Genomic DNA, 11691 nt, shown 5'->3' on the forward strand with positions numbered 1-11691 from the left:
GGCGCGGTGCGGGGCCTCACGCCCCGCGCCGCACCTCGAAGTGGTCGATCCGCTCACCGCTCGACGCCAGCGCCGACACCCTCAACGCCGGCCTGGCGCCGCTCTCCGCCTCCACCGAGAGGAACGAGAAGCCGCGGTAGCGCACCCGCGACCACTGCACCGACTCCGCCTTGGTGTCCCGGGACTTGGTCCACCGGAACGTGGCGACCGACTCGGTATCGGCGAGGTTGCCCTCGTAGCTCTCCTTCACGCCGTCGGGGAATCCGTACAGCTCCTTGCCGCCGCCGCCCGCGGTGACGTACACGGTCCCGTCCCGCCGCGGATCCGTCGTCCCGCCGACCGGCACCGGCCTGCCCACCTCGCCGCCCCGGATGGCGTCGGTCCGCTCGTAGACGTGGTTGTGCCCGTTGATCACCAGGTCCACCTCGTGCCGGGCGAACAGCGGCAGCCACTCGGCGCGTACCCCGCCGTCGGAGGCGTGCGTGGACGTCGAGTACGCGCAGTGGTGGAAGAAGACGACGATGAAGTCGACGTCCGCGGAGGACCTCAGTTCGCCGAGCTTCTTCTCCAGCCACCTGGTCTGCCTGCCCTCCGTGTAACCGAAGTTGGCGGGGATCTCGTACGACACGTCGTTCGCGTCCAGCGCGACCACGCCGACGTTGCCGTACGTGAAGGCGTACACGCCCGGTGCCGTGCGGGCGTCGAAACCGTTGTCCGGCAGGGAGAACCGGGCGAGTTGGCCGCCGTAGCCGTCCGGCGAGTACCAGGCCTCCATGTCGTGATTGCCGGTCGTCACCATCCAGGGCACCGACCTGGCCACCGGCTCCGTCTGCTTCAGGAACCGGTCCCACTGCCCGGCGTCGAACACGTCCGACTCCTTGCCCTTGCCGGTCGGGTCGGCGTAGCAGATGTCGCCGGCGTGCAGATGGAACGCGGGCTTCCGGCGCAGCAGCGTACGGTCGTTGAGGGCCGCCTCCTCGCCCACGCCCTGGTCGCCGAACGCGGTGAACACGAACCGCTCCGGCGGGCTCGCGGGTGCCGTGCGGAAGGACGTGACGGTCGAGCGGTGCCGCGGGGAGGCGGGGTCGAAGCCCTCGTGGCCGACGCCGTAGTAGTAGGTCGTGCCCGGGCGCAGACCGTCCAGCGCGGCGTGCAGGTAGTACTGGTCGACGGCCGCCCGTACCCCCTTCAGTTCCGGGGTGTGCAGGTCGCGCAGCTCCGCCTCGATCCTGCGGCCGAGGTCGTCGGGGCGCAGGCCCACCCGGACGTACGGCTTCCGCACCGCGAGCGGCACCTGCCAGGAGATCCGCATCTGCGTCTTCGGGTCGGCGCCGAAGGCGAGATGGCGGCCGAAGGGCGTGATGAAGGAGCCGGGCGCCTGCGACGTGCCGGGCGACGGGCTTCCGGCCGCCGTGGCGCCGCCCTGCCCGGAAGGGGAGCCGGCGCCGGAGCAGCCGGTCAGCAGCCCGCTCGCCACCGCGCCCGCGGTCACCAGAGTGCGCCGCCGCGACAGTCGCGTCCGCAGGTACTCGTGCTGCTCCGCCATGCTCATCCGGCCGGCGAGCTCGGGCGGGATGCCGAAGTGGGGGATCTCCATGGCCAGTGAACTTCCCAGCAGCGGCCAACGGCCGCACCACCTGCGGGTGAACGGCATCCGACGGACGCGTGCCGTCCCCCGGTCGGGCGCCTCCCGCCTGTCCGCATCACGGACACCGAGTGTCATCCCATGGGACGAGGAGTAGGGTGCCCGCATGTCTCGCAGCATCAATCTCGCAGTGATCCCCGGTGACGGCATCGGCCAGGAGGTCGTGGCCGAAGGCCTGAAGGTCCTCTCCGCCGTCCTTCCGCAGGATGTGAAGCTGGAGACCGAGGAGTACGACTTCGGCGCCCGGCGCTACCACGCCACCGGTGAGACCCTCACCGACGCCGACCTCGACGCCCTGAAGCGGCACGACGCCATCCTGCTCGGCGCGATCGGCGACCCGTCCGTGCCGTCCGGCGTCCTGGAGCGCGGCTTCCTGCTCAAGCTCCGCTTCGCCTTCGACCACCACGTCAACCTGCGCCCGTCGAAGCTCCTGCCGGGTGTCGCCACCCCGCTCGCGGGCGAGCCGCAGATCGACTTCGTCGTGGTCCGCGAGGGCACCGAGGGCCCGTACACCGGCAACGGCGGCACGATCCGCAAGGGCACCGAGCACGAGGTCGCCACCGAGGTCTCCGTGAACACGGCCTTCGGTGTCGAGCGCGTGGTTCGTGACGCCTTCGCGCGTGCCCAGGCCCGCCCCCGCAAGAAGCTGGCGCTGATCCACAAGAACAATGTGCTGACCTTCGCGGGTCACCTGTGGACGAACGTCTTCAACAAGGTGGCCGCGGAGTTCCCCGAGGTCACCACCGAGTACATGCACGTGGACGCGGCGACGATCTACCTCGTCACGCAGCCCGAGCGCTTCGACGTGATCGTCACCGACAACCTCTTCGGCGACATCGTCACCGACCTCGCCGCGGCCGTCTCCGGCGGCATCGGCGTCGCGGCCTCCGGCAACATCAACCCGTCCGGTGAGTTCCCCTCGATGTTCGAGCCCGTGCACGGCTCGGCCCCGGACATCGCCGGCCAGGGCAAGGCCGACCCGACCGCCACCGTGCTGTCCGTCGCCCTGCTCCTGCGCCACCTCGGCTACGAGGCCGAGGCCGCCCGCATCGACGAGGCGGTCGCCGCCGACCTCGCCGAGCGCACCGGCAAGCCCGCCCGCTCCACCTCGGAGATCGGCGACGCCCTCGCCGTACGCGTAGCCGGCTGACCCGCCGCTGCACACCGCAGGCCGCCGGGTCGCCACCGCGCCCGGCGGCTTTCGCATGTTCCCGCCGGGTGCCACCATCGACCACCGGGCCGCATTCACCCCGTTCCTTCCGCCGACGCCCCCGGGCGATAATCGAACGCGAGGCCGCGGAACGAGGGAATGCTCGGACGTCCTAGCACTGGTCACCATCAGAGCAGTACCGAGCGCGGCCCGTCACTACAACCGGTGAAGGACATCAACCCATGACGACGCCCACGATCGAGCTCAAGCCCTCCGCCCACCCGCTCTCCGCCGCAGAACGCGAGGCGATCCTGGCCGACCCCGGGTTCGGCCGCCACTTCACCGATCACATGGTGACGATCAAGTGGACGGAGGGCCGCGGCTGGCACGACGGTCAGCTCGTGCCGTACGCGCCGATCTCCCTGGACCCCGCCACCACGGTCCTGCACTACGCGCAGGAGATCTTCGAGGGGCTGAAGGCCTACCGCCAGCCCGACGGGTCCGTCGCCACCTTCCGCCCCGAGAAGAACGCCGAGCGCTTCCAGCGCTCCGCCCGCCGGCTCGCGATGCCCGAGCTGCCCGTCGAGACGTTCATCGAGGCGTGCGACGCCCTGGTGCAGCAGGACAAGGCATGGGTGCCGGCGCACGGCGGCGAGGAGTCCCTCTACCTGCGCCCGTTCATGATCGCCACCGAGGTCGGGCTGGGTGTGAAGCCGGCCAACGAATACCTGTTCCTGGTGATCGCCTCCCCGGCCGGGGCGTATTTCCCCGGTGGTGTGAAGCCGGTGTCCATCTGGGTCTCCGAGGACCGCGTGCGTGCCGTCCCCGGCGGCATGGGGGACGCGAAGACGGGCGGCAACTACGCGGCGTCCCTGCTCGCCCAGGCCGAGGCCGCCACGAAGGGCTGCGACCAGGTCTGCTACCTCGACGCCGTGGAGCACACGTGGGTCGAGGAGCTGGGCGGCATGAACCTGTACTTCGTGTACGGCGACAAGATCATCACGCCGTCGCTCACCGGGTCGATCCTGGAGGGCGTCACCCGGGACTCCCTGCTCGCCGTCGCCCGTGACCTCGGGTACGAGGCGGAGGAGGGCCGGGTCTCGGCCGACCAGTGGCAGCGGGACTCGGAGAACGGGTCGCTGACCGAGGTCTTCGCCTGCGGTACGGCCGCGGTGATCACTCCGGTCGGTACGGTGAAGCGGGCCGGGGCGGAGTGGAAGCAGAGCGGGGGAGAGCCGGGCGAGGTCACGCTGCGGCTGCGCCAGGCACTGCTGGACATTCAGCGGGGTACGGCCTCGGACGCCCACGGTTGGATGCACCGGCTGGGCTGAGCCCGCTCCGGCACCCGGGGCTCCGTCCCCGGGCCCCCGGACCTATGCCCACCCACCGCCCGAAGCAGTCGGGCTGGAAGTGCTGGTCGCCTCATCGGCCCCGGGCTCCACTGAAACCGCGCCCGGGGCCGACAGCGCATAAGCCCCACCGCCCACCACCCCCGACAGCAGGAAGCTGCAGTCCACCCCGCCCGTCAGGGACAGCAGCGGGCCCTCGTACGACGGCAGGGACACCGCCAGGACTCCGACGGTCGCACCGGCCGCCCAGGAGAGGGTCGCCGGGACGTTCCAGCCGGCGCGGTACCAGTAGACGCCGCCCCGGGCACGGCGGTTGAAGACCTGGAGGGCGTCCGCGTCGTAGACCCCGCCGCAGCGGGCGAAGCCGATCAGGGTGATGACCGCCCAGGGCGTGCCGATGGCGGTCAGGAGCAGCACGAAGGACGTCATCACGTCCTGTGCGGTCGAGTAGTAGTGCCCGGGCGAAGACACAGGCGGTGGCGACGGCCGCGACCACGTAGGTCGCCCGGGCCCGGGAGGCGCGCGGCAGGATGGCGTCCAGGTCGAGGCCCATCGAGTACAGCATCAGCCCCGCGTTGCCGACCGAGCCGGCCGAGGCCGCGAGGAGCAGCGGGACGAGGTACCAGGACGGGGCCGCGTCGACCAGCGGACCCGCGTAGTCGAGGGCCGCCCCGGCCGCGTAGGCCGTGAACGTGCCGAACAGCTGCGGCACCAGCAGGCCCAGCGTCAGCCCCAGCCAGGTCGCGTGCAGCACCCGGCGGGAGGAGTGGCGGGCCGGGGAGATGTAGCGGGTGTAGTCGCCGAGGAGCGTGATGAAGGCGACGGGGCCGGACAGCCCGGCGGCGACGGCCGCGAGCAGCCAGGTCGGCCAGAATCCGCCCAGCAGATAGCCGCCGGCCTCCGGCAGCGCGGCGGTGGAGAAGCCGGGGGCGTAGGCGATCACGCCCAGCGCCAGCAGGGCCGTCATGCCGAACGCCAGCACCCGCGACATCGCGAGCAGCACCCGGTAGCCGTACACCGCGCCGGCGACGGTGGCCGCGGCGAGCAGTCCGTAGACGATGCCGTACGACACCCCGCCCTGCGGCAGCCCGGCGAGCCGGCCCAGCACGCTCACCATGACGTCCCCGCCGATCCACACCGTCAGCGCCGTGTAGCCGAGGGCCAGCAGCAGCCCCACCACCGAGCCGACCAGCCGCCCGCGGACGCCGAACTGGGCGCCGGAGGAGGTCGACAGGTTGGTGCCGGTGCGCAGCGAGACCAGCGCCAGCGGGGCAGTGAACAGCACCCCCACCGCCGTGCCCGCGAGCACCGCGCCGACCGACGACCACCAGTCCAGGCCGAAGGACGGCGGTAGCCACCCGAAGACGATCACGCCCAGGCAGAGGTTGGAGCCGAGCAGGATCGACACGAGGTCGCGCGGCCCGCTGGTGCGCTCCTCCTCGGGGATGGTGTCGACTCCGCGCTGTTCGATCGGCATGGGCTGGTCTCCTTCGACGCTGCCGTACTTTTAGAGCGACGCTCAATGTGACCTGGGCGACCGTGTGGCGTCAACGGGTGGGTTGCAGAAAACCCAGGTTTAGAGTGATGCTCTAACTCGTGGATGGCAAGGAGGTGCCGAGACGTGAGACTGACTCCCACGGAACGTGACCGGCTGCTGCTCTTCTCGGCCGCCGAGCTGGCCCGGGCCCGCAAGGCGCGCGGTGTGCGGCTGAACGTGCCCGAGGCCACCGCCCTGGTCGCGGACACCGTGTGCGAGGCCGCCCGGGACGGCGCCCGGCTCGTCGAGGCGATCGAGCGGGCGCGCGCGGTGCTCGGGCCGGACGACGTGCTGCCCGGTGTCGCCGACGTCGTCACCGAGGTGCATGTCGAGGCCGTCTTCGACGACGGGTCGCGGCTCGCGGTCGTCTCCGACCCCATCGCCGGCGGTTCGGGGCCGGACGCCCCGGGCGCGCTGCTGCCCGGGCCGGAGCATGCCGAGCCCGAGCCCGCGGAGCGGCTGACGGTCACGAACACCGCGGCCGTGCCGGTCTCCGTGACCTCCCACTTCCACTTCTGCGAAGCCAACCCGCGACTCGACTTTGACCGCGGACGGGCCTACGGCATGCGGCTCGCCGTGCCGGCGGGATCGTCCGTGCGGTTCGGGCCGGGCGAGAGCGCCGAGGTCGGGCTGGTGCCGATCGGGGGCGAGCGGATCGCGATCGGGTTCGCCGGGCTCGTCGACGGGCCGCTGGACGCGCCGGGTGCGAAGGAGGAGGCGCTGCGGCGGGCCGCCGCCTGCGGCTACCTCGGCGTACCGGACACACCCGAGCAGGAGGCCGAGCGATGAGCCGCCCAGGGGGCCACCCCGCCGAGGCCCGCCGCCTCACCCCCCACGAGTACGCCGCCACCCACGGCCCCCGCGCCGGCGACCGCGTCCGCCTCGGTGACTCGGGGCTGACCGTCCGCGTCGAGTCCGACTCCCAGCGGTACGGCGACGAGTTCCTCGCCGGGTTCGGCAAGACCGCCCGCGACGGACTGCACCTCAAGGCCGCCGCGGTCCGCGAGACCTGTGACGTCGTGGTCAGCAACGTCGTGGTGATCGACGCCGTGCAGGGCATCAGGAAGGTGTCCATCGGCATCCGCGAGGGCCGGATCTGCTCCATCGGGCGGGCCGGCAACCCCGACACCCTCGACGGCGTCGACGTCGTCGTCGGCACGGGCACCTCGATTGTCTCCGGCGAGGGCCTCATCGCCACCGCCGGAGCCGTGGACACCCACGTCCACCTGCTGTCACCGCGCATCATGGAGGCCTCGCTCGCCTCCGGCGTGACCACGATCATCGGGCAGGAGTTCGGCCCGGTGTGGGGCGTCGGCGTCAACTCGCCCTGGGCGCTGCGGCACGCCTTCGACGCGTTCGACGCCTGGCCGGTCAACATCGGCTTCCTGGGCCGGGGTTCGTCCTCCCACGCGGCACCCCTCGTCGAGGCCCTGGCCGAGGGCGGCGCGAGTGGCTTCAAGGTGCACGAGGACATGGGCGCCCACACCCGCGCCCTGGACACCGCCCTGCGGGTGGCCGAGGAGCACGACGTCCAAGTCGCCCTGCACAGCGACGGGTTGAACGAGTGTCTGTCGGTGGAGGACACCCTGCGCGTGCTGGAGGGCCGGACCATCCACGCCTTCCACATCGAGGGCTGCGGCGGCGGGCACGTCCCCAACGTCCTGAAGATGGCGGGCGTGCCGAACGTCATCGGCTCCTCGACCAACCCGACCCTGCCCTTCGGCCGGGACGCCGTCGCCGAGCACTACGGCATGATCGTCTCGGTCCACGACCTCAAGACCGACCTGCCCGGCGACTCCGCCATGGCCCGGGACCGCATCCGGGCCGGAACCATGGGCGCCGAGGACGTCCTGCACGACCTGGGCGCGATCGGCATCACCTCCTCGGACGCGCAGGGCATGGGACGCGCGGGCGAGACGGTCCGCCGTACATTCGCCATGGCCGGGAAGATGAAGGCCGAGTTCGGTGCCCCGGACGAGCACGACAACGAGCGCGTCCTGCGCTACATGGCCAAGCTGACCATCAACCCGGCCCTCGCCCACGGCCTCGCGCACGAGGTCGGGTCGATCGAGACCGGCAAGCTCGCCGACATCGTGCTGTGGCGGCCCGAGTACTTCGGCGCCAAGCCGCAACTGGTGCTGAAGGCCGGCTTCCCGGCGTACGGGGTGGTCGGCGACCCGAACGCGGCGACCGACACCTGCGAACCCCTCGTGCTCGGGCCGCAGTTCGGCGCGCACGGGGCGACACCGGCCGAGATCTCGGTGGCGTTCGTCGCGCGGGCCGCGCTCGACCAGGGGCACGACACCATGCCGACCCGGCGCCGCAGGGTCGCCGTGCGCGGCACCCGCGGTATCGGTCCGGCCGACCTGCACCTCAACTCCCGTACCGGAGCCGTCGACGTCGACCAGCGCACCGGCCTCGTCACCCTCGACGGCGAGCCGCTGCGCTCCGAACCCGCCGAGTCCGTCTCCCTCAACCGTCTCTACTTCCTCTGAGGATCACCGATGTCCGCAGCCGCCGACGGCTTCCGCATGCCCGCCGAATGGGTTCCGCACGAGCGCACCTGGATGGCCTGGCCGGGCCCGAACCAGACCTTCGACGACCCCGGGCAGTTGGCCGCCGCGCGGGTCGCCTGGGCCGCAGTCGCCCGGGCCGTGCGCCGCTTCGAACCGGTGACGGTGGTGTGCGGGCGGGGACAGTCGGGCGAGGCCCGTGCGCTGCTGGGCGAGGGCATCGAGACCGTCGAGCGGGACCTCGACGACGCCTGGATGCGCGACATCGGCCCGACCTTTCTGACCGGTGCGCGCGGTGAACTGGCCGCCGTAGACTGGACGTTCAACGGCTGGGGCGCCCAGGAGTGGGCCCGCTGGGAGCATGACGCGAAGATCGCCGCGCATGTCGCCGACCTCGCCGGGGCACGGACGTACGCCTCGAAGCTCGTCAACGAGGGCGGGGCGATCCATGTCGACGGCGAGGGTACGGTCCTGCTGACCGAGACCGTCCAGCTCGGCCCGGAGCGCAACCCGGGCTGGTCCCGCGAGCAGGTCGAGGCCGAGATCCACGCCCAGCTCGGCACCCGCAAGGCCATCTGGCTGCCGCGCGGCCTGACCGGCGACTACCCTCCCCACGGCTTCGGCACCCTCGGCCACGTCGACATCGTCGCGGCCTTCGCCCGCCCGGGCGTCGTCGTGGCGCACGCGCAACCCGACCCGGCGCATCCCGACCACGAGATCACCCAGGAGGTCATCGGCCTGCTGAGGTCCCGGACCGACGCGCGCGGACGGCGCCTGGAGGTGGTGGAGGTCCCCGCCCCGACCGTCCTGGAGGCCGACGGCCACTGGGCCGACTACTCCTACATCAACCACTACCTCTGCAACGGCGGCGTCGTGCTGTGCGGCTTCGACGACCCGCGCGACGAGATCGCGGCCGGCATCTTCCGCCGGCTCTTCCCCGAGCGGACCGTGACGCTGGTGGACGCCCGTACGATCTTCGCGGGTGGTGGAGGCATCCACTGCATCACGCAGCAGCAACCGAGGATCCAGGAGCGCACATGGCCGGTGGGCGAAGGCAGGCCCCGCCCCGTGAGGACGTCCTAGCCGCCGCCATGGAGATGATCGCCGAGCGCGGTCTGGAGAAGCTCACCATGGCGGCGCTCGGCCGCGAGGTCGGCATGAGCAGCGGCCATCTGCTCTACTACTTCGGCTCCAAGGACGAGTTGCTGCTGCGCACCCTGGAGTGGAGCGAGGGCCGGCTCGGCAGCGAGCGGGGTCGCCTGCTGACCCGGACCGCGCCCGCCCGCGAGCGCCTCGACGCCTACGTCGACCTGTACGTCCCCGAAGGCCACCGCGACCCGCACTGGACGCTGTGGCTGGAGGTCTGGAACCGCTCGCAGAGCGCTGCCGTCGACGCGGTCGCCCGCGACCGGCAGGCCGCCATCGAGGGCGCCTGGCACCGCGACCTGGTCGCCCTGCTCGCCGAGGGCATCTCGCGCGGCGAGTTCCGCCGCGTCGACCCGGACCGCTTCGCCGCCCGCCTGCGGGCACTGCTGGACGGGTTCTCCATCCACGTCGCCATCGGCCTGCGCGGCACCGACCGGGCCCAAGTGCTCGGACACGTGCACGACTTCCTCGCCGACAGCCTCCTCGCGGACGCGTGAACGCACGCCCGGGTTGTACTCAATACGACGGATTGACCCTCTGGCCCGGGTGATGTTGGCTCGGGTGAGCCCTTCGGCGCGGGGCCGGGGGAGAAGCGTCCACGGGGACACGGGGACACGGGGACACGGGGACACGGGGACACGGGAACACAGGGGGAACAGCACATGACCAGCACCAGGAGGGCCACGTCCGTCGCGCTCGGCGTGGCCCTGGCCGTCACGCTCGGCGCCGCCGCCGCGCTGCCCGCGACCGCCGCGCCCACGGCACCGCGGACCGAGAAGGCGAGCATCGCCCCGGACGGCACCGACGGCAACGGCCCCTCCGGCGGGCCGAGCCTGAGCGCCGACGGCCGCCGTCTGGCCTTCGTCTCCAGCGCCGACAACCTCGTCGCCGGCGACACCGACGGCACCGCCGACGCCTTCGTCCGCGACCTGAGGACCGGCACGACCAGGATGGCCGGAGGCTCGGTGGTCGGCTCCGTCGACGGCGTCGCACTGAGCGGCAACGGCCGGTACCTGGCTCTCAGCGCCACCGATCCGGGCGACGGCCTGAGCCACATCTGGGTCGAGGACCTCAAGACCGGCGCCGTGCAGCGCATCGAGGACACCGTCGACACGGGCTACGACACCGGCCGGCAGCCCGCCATCAGCGCTGACGGCCGCTACGTGGCCTTCGTCGCCCAGCGGTCCGGCCTCGGGGAGGGCGAGGACCGCTGGGGCCGCGTCTACCGCGTCGAACGCACCAGCGGCAAGGCCGTCCGCATCAGCCAGGTGCCCGCCGCGGGCGACCGCAGGACCGCCGCAACCAACCCGACCATCAGCGCCGACGGCACACGGGTCGGCTTCCAGTTCTTCGTCCCGCACCCCGCCTCCGGCGACTGGAGCGACGCCTACGTCCGTGACGTCCCGAGCGGCGAACTGATCCAGGCCGACCGGGCCCCGGACGGCCGGAAGTCCGACGGTCAGAGCGAGTTCCCGCAGGTCAGCGCCGACGGCCGGTACGCCGTCTTCAACTCGCTCGACTCGCAGCTCAGCCCGGGCGACACCAACCAGGGGCACAACGTCTTCCTCCGCGACCTGAGGACGGGCCAGGTGCGCCGGATCGACGCCGCCGACCCGGCCGCCTTCACCGCCCGTCCGAGGCTCAGCGCCGACAACCGCCACCTGGCCTTCACCTCGGCCGACCCGGGCGACCCGAACCACACGACGCGCGCGTACGTCCGCGACCTGCGCACCGGCCGTACGACCCTCGCCGGCCCGGACGCCCAGGGCGGCCCGAACGACCAGAGCGTGTCCGCGCCGGTGATCGACCGCAACGGCCGCACGGTCGCCTTCAGCAGCTCCTCACCCGACCTCGTGCCCGGCGACACGTACGACACCTCGCATGTCTACGTCCGCCACCTGAGGTGAACGCCCGCATCCTGAGACGGCGGTGAGCGAAGCGCGGGGGTTGTGCCAGACTGCCCCCGTGCTCTCGTTCGCCATGATTATTGGCAGCAGGCGCGCCGGTCCGCAGTGACCGCCACGTACGACCAGGTACGGGCGGACACCGTCGTCCTCGACCCGCGCGCAGACCTCTCGCACCCGCGAGAGGTTTTTCGCATTTCTGGCCCACCCACAGCCGGAGGCGAGAGCGCGAGGGAGTATGTGAGGGCGGTGGAGCCGGTCATTCCGGTACGACCGAGATCCCATCCTCAGGAGCCTTGAAACCATGACCGCTAGCAGCGAGCTCGACGATTCGTTCCACGTCTTCGACACCACCCTGCGCGACGGCGCCCAGCGGGAGGGCATCAACCTCACCGTCGCCGACAAGCTGGCCATCGCACGGCACCTGGACGACTTCGGGGTGGGCTT

At 72.0% G+C, this 11691-nt stretch carries 9 protein-coding genes and 1 pseudogene; 8 read left to right on the top strand and 2 right to left on the bottom strand.

Annotated elements, in window-relative coordinates; all coding sequences use genetic code 11:
- Positions 1–16 precede the first annotated feature (16 nt).
- A complete protein-coding gene (locus ACIRDU_RS36455; RefSeq protein WP_403588122.1) occupies positions 17–1597 on the bottom strand; it encodes a purple acid phosphatase family protein in 1581 nt (526 codons plus the stop codon).
- A gap of 154 nt (positions 1598–1751) precedes the next feature.
- Between ACIRDU_RS36455 and ACIRDU_RS36460 the strand changes: the two genes are divergently transcribed.
- Entirely contained in the window at positions 1752–2795 is a 1044-nt protein-coding gene (locus tag ACIRDU_RS36460; protein ID WP_283970184.1) for a 3-isopropylmalate dehydrogenase, read from the top strand.
- Positions 2796–3037: 242 nt separating this feature from the next.
- The gene (locus ACIRDU_RS36465; RefSeq protein WP_403588126.1) at positions 3038–4126 is read left to right on the top strand and encodes a branched-chain amino acid aminotransferase; all 1089 of its coding nucleotides are present in this window, start codon (positions 3038–3040) and stop codon (positions 4124–4126) included.
- Between the two features lie 42 nt (positions 4127–4168).
- Here the strand turns inward: ACIRDU_RS36465 and ACIRDU_RS36470 are convergent.
- Positions 4169–5621 (bottom strand): annotated as a pseudogene (locus ACIRDU_RS36470) (cytosine permease).
- Between the two features lie 144 nt (positions 5622–5765).
- Between ACIRDU_RS36470 and ureA the strand changes: the two are divergent.
- The 6 genes from ureA to ACIRDU_RS36500 all read left to right on the top strand — a co-directional run.
- Positions 5766–6470 (top strand): urease subunit gamma, encoded by a 705-nt coding sequence (gene ureA, locus ACIRDU_RS36475; protein ID WP_403588129.1) that lies wholly within the window; start codon positions 5766–5768, stop codon positions 6468–6470.
- Positions 6467–8176, top strand: coding sequence for an urease subunit alpha (locus ACIRDU_RS36480; protein ID WP_403588131.1), 1710 nt, complete (start codon positions 6467–6469; stop codon positions 8174–8176). Before ureA ends, ACIRDU_RS36480 begins: the two co-directional genes overlap by 4 nt.
- A 9-nt stretch (positions 8177–8185) precedes the next feature.
- Positions 8186–9277 (top strand): agmatine/peptidylarginine deiminase, encoded by a 1092-nt coding sequence (locus tag ACIRDU_RS36485; RefSeq protein WP_403588133.1) that lies wholly within the window; start codon positions 8186–8188, stop codon positions 9275–9277.
- The gene (locus ACIRDU_RS36490; RefSeq protein ID WP_403588135.1) at positions 9232–9837 is read left to right on the top strand and encodes a TetR/AcrR family transcriptional regulator; all 606 of its coding nucleotides are present in this window, start codon (positions 9232–9234) and stop codon (positions 9835–9837) included. Before ACIRDU_RS36485 ends, ACIRDU_RS36490 begins: the two co-directional genes overlap by 46 nt.
- A gap of 165 nt (positions 9838–10002) precedes the next feature.
- Positions 10003–11247 carry a hypothetical protein gene (locus tag ACIRDU_RS36495; protein WP_403588137.1) on the top strand — a complete coding sequence of 415 codons (1245 nt, stop codon included), beginning with the start codon at positions 10003–10005 and terminating at the stop codon, positions 11245–11247.
- A gap of 301 nt (positions 11248–11548) precedes the next feature.
- On the top strand, positions 11549–11691 hold a 143-nt coding region (locus ACIRDU_RS36500; protein ID WP_403588151.1), incomplete at its 3' end, for a hypothetical protein.

The organism is Streptomyces sp. NPDC093598 (genome assembly GCF_044764825.1).
Classification (GTDB): domain Bacteria; phylum Actinomycetota; class Actinomycetes; order Streptomycetales; family Streptomycetaceae; genus Streptomyces.

Excerpts from the sequence above, each read along its gene's own strand:
- ACIRDU_RS36465 (WP_403588126.1), top strand. The coding sequence starts at position 3,038 with ATGACGACGCCCACGATCGAGCTCAAGCCCTCCGCCCACCCGCTCTCC.
- ACIRDU_RS36485 (WP_403588133.1), top strand. The coding sequence starts at position 8,186 with ATGTCCGCAGCCGCCGACGGCTTCCGCATGCCCGCCGAATGGGTTCCG.
- ACIRDU_RS36480 (WP_403588131.1), top strand. The coding sequence starts at position 6,467 with ATGAGCCGCCCAGGGGGCCACCCCGCCGAGGCCCGCCGCCTCACCCCC.
- ACIRDU_RS36495 (WP_403588137.1), top strand. The coding sequence starts at position 10,003 with ATGACCAGCACCAGGAGGGCCACGTCCGTCGCGCTCGGCGTGGCCCTG.
- ACIRDU_RS36490 (WP_403588135.1), top strand. The coding sequence starts at position 9,232 with ATGGCCGGTGGGCGAAGGCAGGCCCCGCCCCGTGAGGACGTCCTAGCC.
- ACIRDU_RS36455 (WP_403588122.1), bottom strand. The coding sequence starts at position 1,597 with ATGGAGATCCCCCACTTCGGCATCCCGCCCGAGCTCGCCGGCCGGATG.
- ACIRDU_RS36460 (WP_283970184.1), top strand. The coding sequence starts at position 1,752 with ATGTCTCGCAGCATCAATCTCGCAGTGATCCCCGGTGACGGCATCGGC.